Consider the following 15,885-nt stretch of genomic DNA (forward strand, 5'->3'; position numbering starts at 1 on the left):
ACATGTATCCGGGGCCGCCGTAGAAATCAGCTGGCTAGAGAGCGCTCTCTTTCGCACGAAGACGCCAACCGGCCCTCTGGGCACCCATGTTGCGGCACCACCTTGCTGCGGCGGCGGCATGCCCGCGGGCGGAACCGAGAACGCGCGCTCTGCGCTGAGGGGAAGGCAACGTGTTCGTCACACCAGGTAGCGGCTGGGGAGCCGACCGCCGAGGGGAACCTCGCCACCGGGTCGGGAAAGTCGTGCATGTCCTCGCGTCCGGGCTGATCAGGGCACGTGGCGCGGTCAGCGTGCGATCGGCGTCGCTGAGGGGCCGCTCGCTCCTGGCCACGCTGGCGCTGCTGGCCGGCTGCCTCACCGGCACCATGGCGGCGACCCTGGTCGCCGCCCCCGCGGCACTGGCCGACACCGTGCCGCCCGCACCGGCGGGTTGGACCACCGTGTTCGGCGACGACTTCGCCGGGGCGGCCGGCTCGGCACCGTCCGCGGCGAACTGGTTCTACGACCTGGGCACCGGTTACGGAACCGGTGAGAGCGAGCAGACCACCAACTCGACCAACAACGTCTACCTGGACGGCAGCGGCCACCTGGTGCTGAAGGCGATCAACAACGGTGGCACCTGGACCTCCGGGCGGATCGAGAGCACCCGGGACGACTTCCAGGCCCCGGCCGGCGGCAAGCTGGAGATGACCGCCTCGATCCAGCAGCCGAACCCCGCCAACGGTCTCGGGTACTGGCCGGCCTTCTGGGCCCTCGGCGCCCCGATGCGGACCGGCGGCGGCTGGCCCACCTCCGGCGAGATCGACATGATGGAGGACGTCAACGGCCTCAATGAGTCCTCGCAGACCCTGCACGACGCGGCGAACAGCCCGGGCCACGCGCTGATCCCCTGCCCGGGTGCCGGTTCCGGCTGCCAGACCGGCTACCACACCTACTCGGTGATCGTGGACCGGACCAACACCAGTGCGGAGACCCTGCAGTTCCTGATGGACGGCACGGTGGAGAGCACCATCACCGAGGCCTCGGTCGGCACCACGGCCTGGCAGCAGGCCATCGACCACGGCTTCTTCATCATCTGGGACCTGGCGATGGGCGGCAACTACCCGGACGGCGTCTACGGCTCGCCGACCCCGACCGCCGCCACCACCTCGGGCGGGTCCATGAGCGTGGGCTATGTGGCCGTGTATGAGCAGGGCGGCAACTCCACCCCGACCGGGACCGCCACCGCGACCGGGGCGGTCAAGGGCATCGGCGGACTGTGCCTCGCCAACCAGAACGCGCTGAACACGGAGGGCAACCCGATCGGGGTCAGCGCCTGCAACGGCGGCGCGGGCCAGCAGTTCTCGCCGTACTCCGACGGCACCTTCCGGGTCCAGGGCGGCTGCCTGGACGTGGTGAGCGCCGGGACGACCAGCGGCACCAATGTCGACTGGTACCCCTGCAACGCCACCGCCGCCCAGGGCTGGAGCCACCTGGCCAACGGTGAGCTGGTCAACCCCAGCTCCGGCCTGTGCCTCACCGACCCCGGCGGCAACACCGCCTCCCGGCTCGACATCGAGACCTGCACCGATTCCGCCCAGCAGCAGTGGACCCTGCCCAGCGGCAACGGCGGCGGCAATACCGTCACGGTGACCGGTCCTGGTGCGCAGAGTTCGACGGTGGGTGCGGCGGCGAGTCTGCAGCTGCATGCGAGTGATTCGGCGTCAGGTCAGACTCTGACGTATGCGGCGTCGGGTCTGCCGGCCGGGTTGTCGATCAATTCCTCGTCGGGGTTGATCTCGGGTACGCCGACGGCGGCGGGGACGTCGAATGTGACGGTGACGGCCACCGATGGGACGGGGGCGGTCGGTTCGGTCACCTTCAGCTGGGTGGTGAGTGCCGGGGGCGGCGGCGGTTGCGGGACGACCAATGTCGCGCTGAACAAGACGGCGACGGCCTCGTCGCAGGAGAACGTCGGTACTCCGGCGGCGGATGCGGTGGATGGCAATGCGGGGACGCGTTGGTCGAGTGCGTTCTCGGATCCGCAGTGGTTGCAGGTGGATCTGGGGTCGGTGCAGTCGATCTGCAAGGTGGTGTTGAACTGGGAGACGGCGTATGCGACGGCGTTTCAGATCCAGACGTCAAATGATGGGACGAACTGGACGTCGATCTATTCCACCACTACCGGCACCGGCGGCACCCAGACGCTCAATGTCTCGGGCAGTGGGCGCTATCTGCGGATGAACGGCACCGCGCGCGCCACCCAGTACGGCTACTCGCTCTGGGAACTCCAGGCCTTCGCGGGCACTGCCCCCAGTGGCAATACCGTCACGGTCACTGCGCCTGGTGCGCAGAGTTCGACGGTGGGTGCGGCGGCGAGTCTGCAGCTGCATGCGAGTGATTCGGCGTCAGGTCAGACGTTGACGTATGCGGCGTCGGGTCTGCCGGCCGGGTTGTCGATCAGCTCTTCGTCGGGGTTGATCTCGGGTACGCCGACTGCGGCGGGGACGTCGAATGTGACGGTCACGGCCACCGATGGGACGGGAGCGGTCGGCTCTGCCACCTTCAGCTGGGTGGTGAGCGCGGGCAGTGGCTGTGGCACGACCAACCTGGCGCTGAACAAGACGGCGACCGCGTCCTCGCAGGAGAACGTGGGTACTCCGGCGGCGGATGCGGTGGATGGCAATGCGGGGACGCGTTGGTCGAGTGCCTTTTCGGATCCGCAGTGGTTGCAGGTGGATCTGGGGTCGGTGCAGTCGATCTGCAAGGTGGTGTTTGAACTGGGAGACGGCATACGCCACGGCGTTCCAGATTCAGACATCGAATGATGGGACGAACTGGACGTCGATCTATTCCACCACTACCGGGACCGGGGGCGTGCAGACGCTGAATGTCTCCGGCAGTGGGCGCTATCTGCGGATGAACGGCACCGCGCGCGCCACCCAGTACGGCTACTCGCTCTGGGAGCTCCAGGCCTTCGGCAGCTGAGTTGAGTTGAGCAGTGAAAGCAGGGGCGGGGACCGTGCATCCGATGCCGCGGTCCCCGTCCCTACGGCGTCCCCATGGCGTCGCTACGGCAGCAGTCCGCCGTCCACGGCCAGGATGTGCCCGGTGATGAATGACGCGCCGTCACCGACCAGGAAGAGGATCGCCGAGGCCACGTCCTCGGGGGTGCCCAACCGTCCCAGCGGGGTACGTGCGATCGTGGCGTCCAGGGCCTCGCGGGGATAGGGCGCAAGCATCTCGGTCTCGATCGTGCCCGGGGCGACGGCATTGACCCGGATGCCCTGCGGGCTCAGCTCCTCGGCCGCGCTCAGAGTGATCGCCGCGATGGCGCCCTTGGCCGCGGCGTAGGCGGCCATGCCGGGGACACCGTGGGTCGCGACCAGCGAGGTCAGCAGCACGATCGACCCGGTACGGCGCGGGGTCATCAGCCGCGCCGCCCCTTGCAGGACCGCGAAGGTCCCCAGCACGTTCACCTCGACCACCTGGCGCACGTCCGCGGGTGGGATCGAGCCGATGAAGCCGGTCCCGATGATGCCGGCGTTAGCCACCAGGATGTCGAGGTCGGGGTGCTCCTCGGCGATCCGGGTCATCAGGGCCTCGATCGACCCGGGGTCGGCCATGTCGAGGGCCAGGCCGACAGCATGGGTGCCGAATTCGGCGGTGAGGCTCTTGGCCGCGTCAGCCGCGGCCTGCTCGTCCCGGCCGGTCAGGAGAACGGTGGCGCCGGCTGCCGCCAGTCGCCGTGCCGTTGCTCTGCCGATGCCCCGGGTGCCGCCGGTGACCAGGGCTGTGCGTCCGTGTAACTCGTCGATGGGCATGCAGAAACCTGCTTTCCGTACACTCGGCCGGTTCGGTCTCAGCGCGGACAGCGAAGCAGCGGATGCCGCTGGTTTCAGGAAAGCATGCGGCGGCGGTCACGCCAAGTAGCCCTCCGGACGCGGTCGGAGAGCATGTCCCGAGGGACGGCGGCGCGAGCTGCTGTGGTTACCTGGTCCTGGAAGTGCCTGATTGGGGAAGGGGGTGGCCATGAGCGACGGATCAGCGGAAGAGGAGTACCGGATTTCGGCACGGGCGCACTGGGAGCAGGCCATGGAGGCGGCCGCCGAGGCGCGCAAGCTGCTGACACCGCCCGCGGGCGGTTCGGTCAGCGAGGAGCGGCGGGCGGAGGCGGAGTCGTTGATGCGGATGGCGGAGTCCTACACCAGGCTGACGGAACTCGCGCTGCGGCTGGGGGGAGCGGAGCTGGAGGGCTGACCCCGGCTGCCGCCCCCGCTGACATCTCCTACCCGTAGGTCGGGTGCTGCGGCCAGCCGGGAGGAGAGTCCTCCCAGTCCTCCTGGCGGCCGTACGGGGTCAGGTCGGCGACGCTGTTGCTGAAGACCAGCCGGTCCACCCCTCGGGAGGTGGTGCTGTAGGTCCGGTAGACGTCCTCGCCGTCACGCAGGAACACGCTCAGCATGAACCCGCCGCCGGCGCCGCAGTCGTCCGCGAACGAGGTGCCGCGGGAGGACACGAAGGGCAGCGTCCAGCCCTTCTGCTTCTTGTAGCCCTCGATCTGGGCGAGCGGCATGTTCGAGACGTTCACCCAGCTGACGCCGTGGTCGGCCAGCCCGGTGAGCCCGCCCTCGGGGAGGTTGGCCGTGAAGCCGGTGCAGCCGGGACAGTAGTGCTCCGGACCGTTGTCCATGAATTGATAGACGACCAGCTGCCCCCGGCCGTCGAACAGCTCGACCAGGGATTTGGGGCCGGCGGACGTGTCGAACGCATACGGGCCCGGGAACGCGACCATCGGCAGACGGCGGCGCCGCGCGGCGAGGGCGTCCTGGGCGCGGGTGGCTTCCTTCTCGGCGACGAGCAGCTCGTCGCGGGCCAGCTGCCATTCCTCGGCTGAAACGATCTGAGGCTTTTCCATGCCCCTGATTGTCTCCCCGAACACTGACAATCGGCCTGCGCGGGGGCCTCAGCGCAGCGAGTCGGTGCCGGCTTCCGTCGTTGCCGATGCCGCCGCTGATGCCGCCGCCGCTTGGCGGAGGGCGACCGGGCGGCAGGAGACCGGTCGTCGCAGGACCTGCCGTGAGCTGGTGGCCAGCATGCGGACCTCGAAGCGGTCGCTGATCTCGGCGCGCACGATCCCGCTGATGTCGCTGTAGATCGGGTGGCCGCCCGGGCCCAGCATGTCCAGGCGGCGCAGGACCACCGTTTCGGGCTTGGCGGACACCGCACCTCGCAGCCCCGCCGCGAATTTCAACTCGAACGCCGTCTCCACGTCACTGGCCATGCGCACCGTCCTTGTGCTGAAGTCTGCTTCCCATCATCACCCCCGGTTGCTACGGGCGTGCGTCCGGAATGTGTCCAGGCGCCCACAGTCCGCAGGCGAAGGGGCGTTGCGTCATAGACTCAGTCGCCACCCACCCACCCACCCACCCACCAGCTCAGTGAAGGCAGCCCCCGTGCTCGACGCCGATGACGTCCGCCGTATCGCCCTGTCCCTGCCGCAGACGGTGGAGAAGGAACTGTGGAGCCATCCCACCTTCCACGTCGCCGGGCGCATGTTCGTCACCGTCCCCGACGACGGGACGTCCTTCGCCGTGCGCTGTCCCAAGCAGGACCGGTTCGAGCTGATCGCCTCCGAGCCGGCCAAGTTCTGGGTGCCGCCGCACGAGGCCAACTCCTCCTGGGTACGGGCCAGGCTGGCGGCTCTGGACGGGCTGGACGAGCTGCGTGACATCCTGGTCGACTCCTGGCGCCAGGCCGCCCCCGAGCATCTCGGGGACAGCCTCCCCGCTGCGGGGACGGATTGACGCGTCGGCACTTTGACGCAACCACGCATTGAGGTGGAGATAGGAATCGAACCCATCTGTACGGCCTTGCGGGCCGCTGCCTGACCACTCGGCCACTCCACCGGGCAACAACTCGACCATATGAATCGCCACCGCGTCCGCGAAGCCGACGCACTGGTGCACGGTTCAGGTTCATCCGTTCGGACCCCTGCCACCTTCGGCACATCGCCGGGGGTTCGGCACATCGCTGGACGTTCCGCCGATTGCCGGGGGCGGCAGCGATGAGTTCGTGCCGTGGCGGCGGTCAACCCTGCGTAGACACTGACGCTCGAACAGGGAGAACCGCCATGGCTCAGACATCCACCGCACCCGCCGCCACTGCCTTCGTCAGCACCACCGTCGCCACCAGGGTGGTCTGGACGCTGCAGATCCTGATCGCGCTGTTCTTCGCGGTGGCGAGTGCGCTGCCCAAGCTGCTCGCCCTGTCCTCGGCCGTCTCCTCCTTCGACACGATCGGGGCGGGCAGCTGGTTCATGTACCTGACCGGGGCCCTGGAGCTGTCCGGGGCGGTCGCCCTGGTGCTGCGGCCGCTGGCGGGCTCCGCCGCGCTGGCGCTGATCGGGTTGCTGGTGGGGGCGTTCATCACCCAGATGGTGGCCTTCCACGGCGACAACGCGGCGTTTCCGGTGATCCTGATGGTGCCGCTGGCGGTCATCGCCTGGAGCCGTCGCCGACAGACCGCGACCCTGGTCTCAGGACTGCTCCGACTCAACCGCTAGGGTCTGCGGGATGATGGCTGCTGAAGAGGTGCTGTCCCTGCTGGCGCTGCTGCGGGGGGCCGGTGCCGAGGTCTGGGTCGGCGGGGGCTGGGGCATCGACGCGCTGGTGGGGCGGCAGACCCGGCCGCATCGAGACCTGGATCTGATGCACCGCCAGGAGCAGGAGGGGGCCCTGGTCGAGGCCCTCGCCGGGGCCGGCTTCGCCGAGACCCTCAGCTGGCGGCCGGTGCGGTTCGTGGTCACCCACCCGGCGGGCCAGGAGATCGACTGCCATCCGCTGGCCTTCGCGCCGGACGGCTCCGCGGTGCAGTCCTCGCTGGACCCCGGCCAGCCCTTCGTCTACCCGGCCGAGTGCTTTGTGACGGGGACGATCGGCGGGGTGGCGGTGCCCTGCCTGTCGGCCGCGCAGCAGGTGTACTTCCACCAGGGCTACGACCCGGCCGACCACGACCGCCAGGACATGGCCCAGCTCCGTCAGGCCTTCGGCATCGCCACACACTTCTGACGCCTCGTCCGGGCCAACGTCCGGGGCTTCGGCGGGAAAACCGGGGGGCGGGGCGGGTGGTCGGGTCGGTAGCCTCGCGGTATGGACGAGGGGGAGCCTGCGGGCCGGGGCGGCGTTGTGGTGATGATGTGCGGGCTGCCGGGGTCGGGGAAGAGCACCTACGCGCGCGGCCTGGAGCGGCGCGGGTATGCGCGGTTGTCCATCGACGAGGTGGTCTGGGAACGGATCGGCCGGGACGCGGCGGAGCTCGACCCCGATGAGTACGAGCGGCTCAGGGCCGCGGTCGAGCAGGAGCTGTGGCAGGAGCTGATCCGGCTGATGGAGGCGCGGCGGCCGGTGGTGATCGACTACAGCTTCTGGAGCCGGGCCAACCGCGACCGCTACAAGGCGCTGATCGAGAGCCACGGCTGTCGCTGGGAGCTCGTCCGGCTCCAGGCGGACCGGGAGACCCTGCGCCGTCGGCTGGCGGTCCGCAACGGTCAGCAGGGTGCCAACAGCGTCACCGTCTCCGAGGAACTGCTGGACCGCTACGCGGCCGCCTTCGAGGAACCGGTCGGTGAGGGCGAGCAGGTCATCGTGCAGGAGGGCGTCACCGGCCGGGGTTGAGCAGCGCCTGTTCCTCCTCGGCGGTGAAGCCGTGCCGCAGCGGCGGCTCGCCGCGGGCGCGGTCCCAGGCCAGGACGTCGGCCGCAGTCACCTCCAGCGGGGTGGCTGGCATGCCCGCGGCCCGGGCGCGGGCCGGGCTGCGCTGCTGGGTGGGCCAGTTCGTCCGCACCAGCGGGAACATCGGCGGCGCCGACTCGGGCGGGACCGGGACGACCTCGACCTCGGTGCCCGCCACCCGCGCGCAGGTCTCGATGAGGTCGCCGAGGGTGGTCGGCTCGGCCGGCCCCACCGCGTGGAACGCGCCGGGGCGGTCGTCCGCCAGCAGTTGCACCACGAGCCGGGCCAGGTCGCGGGAGTCGATGATCTGCACCGGCTGCAAGGGGTCGGCGGGCAGCGCCACCCGTCCGCCGCGGGCGGCCCGGCGCACCCAGTAGGTGAACATGTCCGAGGGGTCGTGCGGGCCGGCCACCTTTCCGGGGCGCACGATCGTGGCGCGGGCGCCGTACCGGGTCGTGACGTCGTCCTCACAGGCCACCTTGGCCGGCCCGTAGGTGTCGTTGTCCAGTTCCTCGGTGTCGCGTCGGCCCGGACGGCGCGGCGTGTCCTCGTCCGAGCCCGGTGCCACGTCGGTGAGCTGGTAGACGGCGTGGCTGGAGAGGAAGAGATAGCGGCCGACCCGTTCGTCCAGCGCGTGCATCGCCTGCCTGACGTGGCGCGGGACATAGCCGCTGACGTCCACGACCGCGTCCCAGCCGCCCGCGCGGCCGGCCTCGCGCAGCGCCGCGTAGTCGCCGGTGTCGCGATCGCCGATGAGCCGGGTCAGCCCGGGGAACAGTTCCGTCCCGGTCTTCCCCCGTCCGAACAGGGTCACCTCGGCACCGGTGTGCAGGGCGTCCTCGACGATGGCCCGGCCGACGAAGGAGGTACCGCCGAGAACAAGAATGTGCATGGTGCACACACTAGTCCCGGCCACTTGGGGGGTTTGCTGTCGGCTGTCCACCTGCTTAGCTTGTAATATATGCGTACCAATAGTGACCATTACCTGATCCGCACCGGACCTCCCTCCGTGGAGACCTGTCTGCGGTTGCGTTCCGTCTCCGGCTTGCCGCACACCTGGCACGGGGTGGTGGTGCTGGACGGGGACGAGCCGGTCGGGGAACTCGACCGCCGGGCGCCGGCCGGGGCCTATGTCTCCCTGATCGCCGACGGGGAGGCCGGATTCCTCTACGAGAAGTTCGGCTTCCGGCAGACGGCGCCCGCGTCCGTCGGTATGTACCGCGTGGTCTGACGCGCTCTCAGCGACAGCTCTCCCGGATGGCAGCAGCCGGAGATCTGAGTGACGATCAGAAATCTGAACACCATTGATCCAGCAGCCGGAGAAGCACGATGTCCGATGAGCCCATGCCCGCGCGATCGTCCCGCATGTCCCGCCGGAGGCCCCGCGGGCTGCGGCGGGTGATCGTGTGGGGGTCAGCGGCGATCTGCACGGCCGCGCTGGTGGCGGTCGGGGTGCCGGTGATGCGGCACTACGAGATCCCGCCGTTCAGCCAGAAGGGCGACCCGATCACCTACGGCGCCCCCCTCGCCCCCGCCGCGGCCGGCAGCGGCGGCAGCAGTGCCGGCAGCGGGGACGGCAAGACCACCTCCTCGGACTCCGGGACGCTGCTGCCCACCGGTCCGCAGGCGGCGTTCAAGGTCGCGCACACCCTGGACGACGGCACCCACATCGGCGTGGTCACCCTGCACGGGAAGAAGTCCGGCTACACCGGCAAGGTCTGGGTCTGGGCCCCCAAGGCCTACGACGACCCCAAGTTCGCCGAGAGCGGCTTCCCGGTGCTGATCGCGCTGCCCGGGGGCCCCGGCTACCAGGACAACTACTGGATGGACCCCAGCCTCAAGCTGGAGCAGAGCATCAGCAGCTGGTACAAGTCCGGCAAGAGCAAGCCGTTCCTGCTGGCCATGCCGGTGCTCAACCCCGGTCCCGACGACCACGGCATCTACTGGGACGGCAGCGACATCCCCGGCCAGCCCAAGATGGGCACCTGGCTGACCAGCGACGTCCCCGACCTGATGCGGGCGAACTTCCGCACCCTGAAGTCCCGCGACGGCTGGGGCTTCCTCGGCTCCTCCAGCGGGGGCTTCGCCGGTCTGAAGGCCGTGCTCAAGTACCCGGACCGGTTCAAGGCGGTGCTCGCCTCCGGCCCGGACATCGTGCCGGACTCGCCGCTGTGGAAGGGCCACGAGAAGCAGGAGCAGGCGAACAACCCGAAGCTGCTCGCCAGCCAGCTGATCGCCCGCAAGGGGCCGGACGTGTATCTGGCCTTCCAGGTCGGCACCCGGGAGAACCCGGAGACCGTCGCCGCGGTGAAGAACTTCGTCGCGACCTACACCAAGGGCCCGATCCACACCGACCTCAACCTGATCCAGGGCGGCAAGCACGACGCCTACACCTACGTCCCGGCCATGGGCGACGGCCCGATCGAGTGGCTCAGCGAGCACCTCGCGGGCCCCACTCCCGCACCCGCGCCTCCGTCCTCCTCGCGCGGGGTACGGCCGTGACCCAGTCCCCGGCCGTGAGCCTGCCTGCGGCCCTGAGCGGTTCGTCGAGCCGGTGCCGACCGGGCGGCAGCGGATACGCTGGTCGGGACTCCGGCCGGAGCGTCCGGGCGGCGTGAAGGAGCAGCAGATGAGCCAACGGGTCGTCGTCACCGGAGGCAGCGGGAAGCTGGGCCGGGCCGTGGTCCGGGACCTGGTCGCGCACGACTGGCAGGTGGTCAACCTGGACGCGGTCCCGCCGGCCGAGCAGGTCTGCCCCTTCGTCAAGGTCGACCTCACCGACTTCGGCCAGGTCGTCGCCGCGCTCACGGCGGTGGACGACCGCTACCCCCGGGTGGACGCGGTGGTGCACCTCGCCGCGATCCCCGCGCCGGGCCTGCGGCCCAATCCGGTGACCTTCGCCAACAACGTCCCGGCCACGTACAACGTCTTCGCCGCCGCACGCCTGGCCGGCATCCGCAATGTGGTCTGGGCCTCCAGCGAGACCGTGCTCGGCCTGCCCTTCGACACGCCGCCGCCGTATGTGCCGGCCGACGAGGAGTACCCGCCGAGCCCGGAGAGCACCTACTCCCTCGGCAAGCACCTGGAGGAGCAGATGGCGGCCCAGTTCTGCCGCTGGGATCCAGAGCTGAAGCTGATCGGACTGCGCTTCTCCAATGTGATGGACGTGGCGGACTACGCGGACTTCCCCTCCTACGACGCCGACCCGACGCTGCGCAGCTGGAACCTGTGGGGCTACATCGACGCCCGCGACGGGGCCCAGGCCGTGCGCCGGGCCCTGGACCACCAGGGCAGCGGCTTCGACGTCTTTGTCATCGCCAGCCCCGACACGGTGATGTCGCGACCCAACGAGGAACTGCTCAAGGCGGTGTATCCGGAGGTGCCGCTGCGCCGTGAGGTGGGGCCGCACGAGACGCTGCTGTCCATCGACAAGGCCCGGCGGGTGCTGGGCTATCGTCCGGTCCACAGCTGGCGCGACGAGCAGGACGGGCCGGACGGGCCAAGGGCAACATGAGAGCGGGGGCGGCCATGGAGCAGCAGGCGGAGCAGCAGCCGGAGAAACAGGCACAGACCACGATCATGACCGTGGACGACGATCCGGCGGTGTCCCGGGCCGTCGCCCGGGACCTGCGGCGGCGCTACGGCGCCGAGCACCGGGTGGTGCGCGCCGAGTCGGGCGAGTCCGCCCTGGAGGCGCTGCGGGAGATGCGGCTGCGCGGCGAGCAGGTGGCGGTGATCCTGGCCGACCACCGGATGCCGCAGATGAACGGCATCGAGTTCCTGGAACAGGCGATGGACGTCTACCCGCAGGCCAAACGGGTGCTGCTGACCGCCTACGCGGACACCGACGCCGCCATCGACGCGATCAAACGTGGTCGACCTGGACCACTACCTGCTCAAGCCCTGGGATCCGCCGGAGGAGAAGTTCTACCCGGTGCTGGACGCGCTGCTGGACGCCTGGCGGGCGTCCTGCGTGCGCCCGGTGTACGAGACCAAGGTGCTGGGGCACCGCTGGTCGGCCCGCTCCTCCGAGGTCCGGGAGTTCCTGGCGCGCAACCAGGTGCCGTACCGCTGGTACACCCCGGACGACCCGGAGGGGCAGCAGCTGCTCACCGCTGCGGGGCTGGACGGCCGGCGGCTGCCGGTGGTGGTCACCGCCGACGGGACGGCGCTGGTCGAGCCCGACAACGAGGAGCTGGCCCAGCGGGTCGGCCTCTCCACCACCCCGGCCGCCGACTTCTACGACCTGATCGTGATCGGCGGCGGCCCGGCCGGTCTCGGCGCGGCCGTCTACGGCGCCTCCGAGGGGCTGCGCACCGTCCTGATCGAGCGCACCGCGACCGGCGGCCAGGCCGGGCAGAGCTCGCGGATCGAGAACTACCTGGGCTTCCCCGACGGGGTCTCCGGCGCCCAACTGGCCGACCGGGCCCGGCGCCAGGCCGCCAAGTTCGGCGCGGAGATGCTCACCGCCCGCGAGGTGACCGGCTTCGAGGTCAACGGCTCGGCCCGGTCGGTGCGCTTCGCGGACGGGTCGTCCATCGCCGCGCACACCGTGATCCTGGCCACCGGGGTCTCCTACCGCCAGCTCACCGCCCCGGGCGCGGCGGAACTGGTCGGCCGCGGGGTCTTCTACGGCTCGGCCCTCACCGAGGCGGCCGGCTGCGACGGCGAGGACGTCTGCATCGTCGGCGGCGCCAACTCGGCCGGGCAGGCCGCGGTCTTCCTGGCCCGAGGGGCCAAGTCGGTGACCATCCTGGTCCGGGGCGAGTCGCTGGCCGCGTCCATGTCGCACTATCTGATCCAGCAGGTCGAGGGGAACCCGGCGATCCGGGTCAGGACCGGCACCGAGGTGGTCGCGGTGCACGGCGAGGACCGGCTCAGCGGGGTGACCCTGCGCGACTCCGCCACCGGGCAGACCGAGGAGCTGGACACCCAGTGGCTGTTCGTCTTCATCGGCGCGGCCCCGCTGACGGACTGGCTGGACGGGGTGGTGCTGCGTGACGGCCACGGCTTCGTGCTGGCAGGACCCGACCTGGCGGCCGGGGGCCGGCGGCCCGACGGCTGGCCGCTGGAGCGCCTGCCGTACCACCTGGAGACCAGCGTGCCGGGGGTGTTCGTGGCCGGGGACGTCCGCTCCGAGTCGGCCAAACGGGTCGCCTCGGCGGTCGGCGAGGGTGCGATGGCGGTGATGTTCGTGCACCGCTACCTGGACAAGTCATGACCGGGCTGCCGCTGTGCGACCCGGAGCAGCTGCGGAAGCTGTTCCTGTTCGAGCACCTGGAACAGGAACAGCTGGAGTGGCTCTGCCGCTCCGGCCGGGTCGAGGAGCACCCGGCCGGCACCGTCTACACCCAGGGCGAGCCGGCCACGCGCTTCTATGTGCTGCTCAGCGGCACGGTGGTGATGTCGCACCGGGTCGGGCCCGATGACGTCGAGGTGACCCGCACCTCCAGCCCCGGGGTGTACGGGGGCGCGTTCCAGGCCTACATCGGCGACCGGGTGCCGCAGATCTACACCAACACACTGCGGGTGCCGGTCGCGTCCCGGTTCTTCACCCTGTCGGCGGAGGACTTCGCCTGGCTGATGAACGAGTGGTTCCCGATGCCGGTCCACCTGCTCGAAGGGCTGTTCTTCGGCGGCCGGGCCACCCAGCAGGCGGTGCGCCAACGGGAGCGGCTGCTGGCCCTGGGCACGCTCTCGGCCGGGCTGACCCATGAGCTGAACAACCCGGCCGCGGCGGCGGTCCGGGCCACCTCGGCGCTGCGCGAGCGGGTCGCCGGGATGCACGGGGCGCTCGGCGCGCTGGCCGGTGCCGGAACCGGGGACGGGGCGGTGGAGCACGCCGCCGCGCTGGAGTGCCTGGTCCGGCTGCAGGTGAAGGCCGTGAAGCTGATCGCCGAGGCCCCGGTGCTCGGCGTCCTCGAAACCGCCGACCGGGAGGACGAGGTCGCCGACTGGCTGGACGGACACGGCGTCAGCGACGGCTGGGAGCTGGCCCCGGTGCTGGTCCAGGCCGGCCTGGACACCCGCTGGCTGGAGCAGGTCGCCGCGGTCACCCCGGAGGCCACCCTGCCGAAGGCCCTGCGCTGGCTCGGCCACAGCATCGAGACGGAGCTGCTGCTCGGCGAGATCGAGAGCGCGACCTCCCGGATCTCGTCCCTGGTCGGGGCCGCCAAACAGTACTCGCAACTGGACCGGGCCCCGTACGGGCGGGTCGACGTCCATGAGCTGCTGGACAGCACCCTGACGATGCTTCAGGGCAAGGTGGCGGCGGGGGTGCGGGTGGTCAAGGAGTACGACCGGACCCTGCCGCGGATCCCCGCCTTCGCGGCGGAGCTCAACCAGGTGTGGACCAACCTGATCGACAACGCGCTCTACGCCATGGGCGGCGCGGAGGGGTCGGGCGTGCTCACCGTCCGCACCGGTCTGGACCGGGAGCGGGTGGTGGTGTCCTTCCACGACACCGGGTCCGGGGTGCCGGAGGACATCCGGGAGCGGATCTTCGAACCGTTCTTCACCAGCAAGCCGGTCGGCGACGGCACCGGGCTCGGGCTCGACATCTCCTGGCGGATCGTGGTGCAGCGGCACCACGGGGATCTGACGGTGGAGTCGGCGCCGGGGGACACCACCTTCCGGGTCGGCCTGCCGCTGACGGCGCCCGAACCGGACGACACTGAAGTTGAGAACCCGAACGCAACTGAGAACTCGCCGGCAGCTGAGAACTGAGGAGAGCAAGATGACAGGCAACGCGTCCATCGATCCCACCGTCCCGCCCAGTGGCCACGGCTGTGTGGAGTGCGACAGCACCGGGGGCTGGTGGTTCCACCTGCGCCGCTGCGTCGAGTGCGGGCACATCGGCTGTTGCGACAGCTCGCCCTCGCAGCATGCCAGCGCCCACGCGGCGTCCGAGGGCCACCCGCTGATCCGCAGCTTCGAGCCGGGCGAGGAGTGGTTCTGGAGCTACCCGGAGAAGCAGATGTTCGAGCGCGGACCGGCCCTGGCCGAACCGCAGCACCACCCGCTGGACCAGCCCACGCCCGGCCCCGAGGGCCGCGTCCCGGCGGACTGGACCGAGCACCTCAACGCCTGAGGCGCTTGTGCGGGTGGGGGAAAGTCAGTCGGTCAGGCCGGTGGTGCGCATGGTGATGTTCAGGCGCCCACCGGCCAGGCCGCAGGCCGGATCGGCGGTGCCGGGGGAGACCTTGGGCACGCCGTGGTGGGCGAAGCGGGACGGGCCGCCGAAGACGAAGAGATCCCCTGAGGCCAGCTCGATATCGGTGTAGGGGCGGTTGCGGTGCTCGGTGTTGCCGAAGCGGAAGGTGCAGCTGTCGCCGATGCTGAGCGAGACCACCGGGGCGCTCGACCGCTCGTCCTTGTCCTGGTGCATGCCGAGCTTCGCGTCGCCGTCGTAGAAGTTGATCAGCGCGGTGTCCGGGGTGTAGCCCTCGGCAGTAAGTGGATCCTGGTAGGCGTCGGCCAGGGCGCGGCGGCCCAGGGCGACCAGCCAGTCGGGGAACGGCGCGACCCGGCGGCCGTTCACGTCGCCCGCGGTGCGGGTGTAGCGGTAGGGCTGCCAGTGCCAGCCGATGCACACCGTCTGCACGGACATCACCCCGCCCCGGGGCAGCGCGGTGTGCCGGATCGGCACCGGGCCGGTGGCCCAGGCACGGCAGGCGGCGACCAACTCGCGCTGCTGCTCCAGGCTGAGCCAGTCGGGGACGTGGACGGCCCCGGGGGCCGGACTGAGTCGCGGGCGGGGGATCAGCGCGCTCACCGGCCGGCTCCGGTCACTGCGGGTCGCCGGTTGCCCCAGGCCACGGTCACTGTGGGCCACCGGTCACTGCGGGTCGCCGGTCCAGGAGGCTTCGGCGAGCGGGTCGCCGGAGGCGTTGACGTCGCGCCAGACCCGGACGGTCACCCGCTGCGGCACCGGGCCGTCGCCCGCGGTGTGCGCCGGGGCCAGGGACTGCAGCAGCCGCTCGGCGATCTGCTCCGCCGTCTCGTCGGAGACGTAGGGATTGGGGAAGGTCGCGTCCTCCACCGGGGCGCTGTGACCTCGGCTGTCGGTGACCTCCACGGTCCACACATGCTGCGCCGACATGGCACTCCTCCTCGCTCGAACGGCCTGCCTGACCACCGGGTATCCCTCCCCGCCCGAGGTGATCCCACACCA

General features: G+C 70.6%; 18 protein-coding genes, 1 tRNA gene and 1 pseudogene. 13 read left to right on the top strand and 7 right to left on the bottom strand.

The features are described from left to right. Positions 1–242: 242 nt before the first annotated feature. Positions 243–2,807 (top strand): discoidin domain-containing protein, encoded by a 2,565-nt coding sequence (locus ACXKR8_RS45975; protein WP_462100128.1) that lies wholly within the window; start codon positions 243–245, stop codon positions 2,805–2,807. Continuing rightward, the gene (locus ACXKR8_RS45980) at positions 2,755–2,967 is read left to right on the top strand and encodes a discoidin domain-containing protein (RefSeq protein ID WP_462100129.1); all 213 of its coding nucleotides are present in this window, start codon (positions 2,755–2,757) and stop codon (positions 2,965–2,967) included. Before ACXKR8_RS45975 ends, ACXKR8_RS45980 begins: the two co-directional genes overlap by 53 nt. A gap of 83 nt (positions 2,968–3,050) precedes the next feature. Here the strand turns inward: ACXKR8_RS45980 and ACXKR8_RS45985 are convergent, their stop codons facing one another. Continuing rightward, entirely contained in the window at positions 3,051–3,803 is a 753-nt protein-coding gene (locus ACXKR8_RS45985) for an SDR family NAD(P)-dependent oxidoreductase (RefSeq protein WP_458270490.1), read from the bottom strand. Positions 3,804–4,011: 208 nt separating this feature from the next. On the opposite strand from ACXKR8_RS45985, the gene ACXKR8_RS45990 reads away from it, so the two are divergent. Beyond that, positions 4,012–4,239, top strand: coding sequence for a hypothetical protein (locus ACXKR8_RS45990; RefSeq protein ID WP_458270491.1), 228 nt, complete (start codon positions 4,012–4,014; stop codon positions 4,237–4,239). Between the two features lie 28 nt (positions 4,240–4,267). Here ACXKR8_RS45990 and ACXKR8_RS45995 read toward each other — a convergent pair whose 3' ends face one another. Next, positions 4,268–4,897, bottom strand: coding sequence for a DUF899 domain-containing protein (locus ACXKR8_RS45995; RefSeq protein WP_458270492.1), 630 nt, complete (start codon positions 4,895–4,897; stop codon positions 4,268–4,270). A 48-nt stretch (positions 4,898–4,945) separates the two neighbouring features. Then, positions 4,946–5,263 carry a DUF6296 family protein gene (locus ACXKR8_RS46000; RefSeq protein WP_458270493.1) on the bottom strand — a complete coding sequence of 106 codons (318 nt, stop codon included), beginning with the start codon at positions 5,261–5,263 and terminating at the stop codon, positions 4,946–4,948. Between the two features lie 172 nt (positions 5,264–5,435). On the opposite strand from ACXKR8_RS46000, the gene ACXKR8_RS46005 reads away from it, so the two are divergent. Continuing rightward, on the top strand, positions 5,436–5,786 hold the full coding sequence (locus ACXKR8_RS46005) for an MmcQ/YjbR family DNA-binding protein (protein WP_458270494.1): 351 nt from the start codon (positions 5,436–5,438) through the stop codon (positions 5,784–5,786). 31 nt (positions 5,787–5,817) lie between these two features. Here ACXKR8_RS46005 and ACXKR8_RS46010 read toward each other — a convergent pair. Continuing rightward, positions 5,818–5,888: transfer RNA gene (locus tag ACXKR8_RS46010), tRNA-Cys, on the bottom strand. 224 nt (positions 5,889–6,112) lie between these two features. On the opposite strand from ACXKR8_RS46010, the gene ACXKR8_RS46015 reads away from it, so the two are divergent. The 3 genes from ACXKR8_RS46015 (at position 6,113) to ACXKR8_RS46025 (ending at position 7,655) form a co-directional block, all read left to right on the top strand. Beyond that, positions 6,113–6,544 (top strand): DoxX family protein, encoded by a 432-nt coding sequence (locus tag ACXKR8_RS46015; protein ID WP_458270495.1) that lies wholly within the window; start codon positions 6,113–6,115, stop codon positions 6,542–6,544. 13 nt (positions 6,545–6,557) lie between these two features. Then, positions 6,558–7,049 (top strand): nucleotidyltransferase domain-containing protein, encoded by a 492-nt coding sequence (locus tag ACXKR8_RS46020; RefSeq protein WP_458275250.1) that lies wholly within the window; start codon positions 6,558–6,560, stop codon positions 7,047–7,049. Positions 7,050–7,130: 81 nt separating this feature from the next. Next, positions 7,131–7,655 (top strand): P-loop nucleotide/nucleoside kinase family protein, encoded by a 525-nt coding sequence (locus ACXKR8_RS46025; RefSeq protein WP_458270496.1) that lies wholly within the window; start codon positions 7,131–7,133, stop codon positions 7,653–7,655. Here the strand turns inward: ACXKR8_RS46025 and ACXKR8_RS46030 are convergent. Continuing rightward, positions 7,639–8,604: an NAD-dependent epimerase/dehydratase family protein gene (locus ACXKR8_RS46030; RefSeq protein WP_458270497.1), complete on the bottom strand. Its 966-nt coding sequence runs from the start codon at positions 8,602–8,604 to the stop codon at positions 7,639–7,641. The genes ACXKR8_RS46025 and ACXKR8_RS46030 overlap by 17 nt on opposite strands. A 69-nt stretch (positions 8,605–8,673) precedes the next feature. Between ACXKR8_RS46030 and ACXKR8_RS46035 the strand changes: the two genes are divergently transcribed. The 6 genes and pseudogenes from ACXKR8_RS46035 (at position 8,674) to ACXKR8_RS46060 (ending at position 14,802) form a co-directional block, all read left to right on the top strand. After that, entirely contained in the window at positions 8,674–8,943 is a 270-nt protein-coding gene (locus ACXKR8_RS46035) for a hypothetical protein (protein WP_458270498.1), read from the top strand. Between the two features lie 98 nt (positions 8,944–9,041). Next, positions 9,042–10,214 (top strand): alpha/beta hydrolase, encoded by a 1,173-nt coding sequence (locus ACXKR8_RS46040; RefSeq protein ID WP_458270499.1) that lies wholly within the window; start codon positions 9,042–9,044, stop codon positions 10,212–10,214. Between the two features lie 127 nt (positions 10,215–10,341). Beyond that, on the top strand, positions 10,342–11,226 hold the full coding sequence (locus ACXKR8_RS46045) for an NAD-dependent epimerase/dehydratase family protein (RefSeq protein ID WP_458270500.1): 885 nt from the start codon (positions 10,342–10,344) through the stop codon (positions 11,224–11,226). 14 nt (positions 11,227–11,240) lie between these two features. After that, positions 11,241–12,933 (top strand): annotated as a pseudogene (locus ACXKR8_RS46050) (NAD(P)/FAD-dependent oxidoreductase). After that, complete coding sequence (locus ACXKR8_RS46055; protein ID WP_458270502.1) at positions 12,930–14,438, top strand: ATP-binding protein; 1,509 nt, start codon at positions 12,930–12,932, stop codon at positions 14,436–14,438. The pseudogene ACXKR8_RS46050 and the gene ACXKR8_RS46055 overlap by 4 nt, the downstream one beginning before the upstream one ends. 10 nt (positions 14,439–14,448) lie before the next feature. Then, on the top strand, positions 14,449–14,802 hold the full coding sequence (locus tag ACXKR8_RS46060; protein ID WP_458270503.1) for a UBP-type zinc finger domain-containing protein: 354 nt from the start codon (positions 14,449–14,451) through the stop codon (positions 14,800–14,802). 24 nt (positions 14,803–14,826) lie between these two features. On the opposite strand, the gene ACXKR8_RS46065 is transcribed toward ACXKR8_RS46060, so the two are convergent. Together ACXKR8_RS46065 and ACXKR8_RS46070 are read right to left on the bottom strand one after the other, a co-directional pair. Then, positions 14,827–15,486, bottom strand: coding sequence for an alpha-ketoglutarate-dependent dioxygenase AlkB family protein (locus ACXKR8_RS46065; protein WP_458270504.1), 660 nt, complete (start codon positions 15,484–15,486; stop codon positions 14,827–14,829). Positions 15,487–15,549: 63 nt separating this feature from the next. Further along, positions 15,550–15,813, bottom strand: a complete 264-nt coding sequence (locus ACXKR8_RS46070; protein ID WP_458270505.1) for a hypothetical protein — start codon at positions 15,811–15,813, stop codon at positions 15,550–15,552. Between the last annotated feature and the right edge of the window lie 72 nt (positions 15,814–15,885).

It is taken from the genome of Streptacidiphilus sp. PAMC 29251, assembly GCF_054208735.2.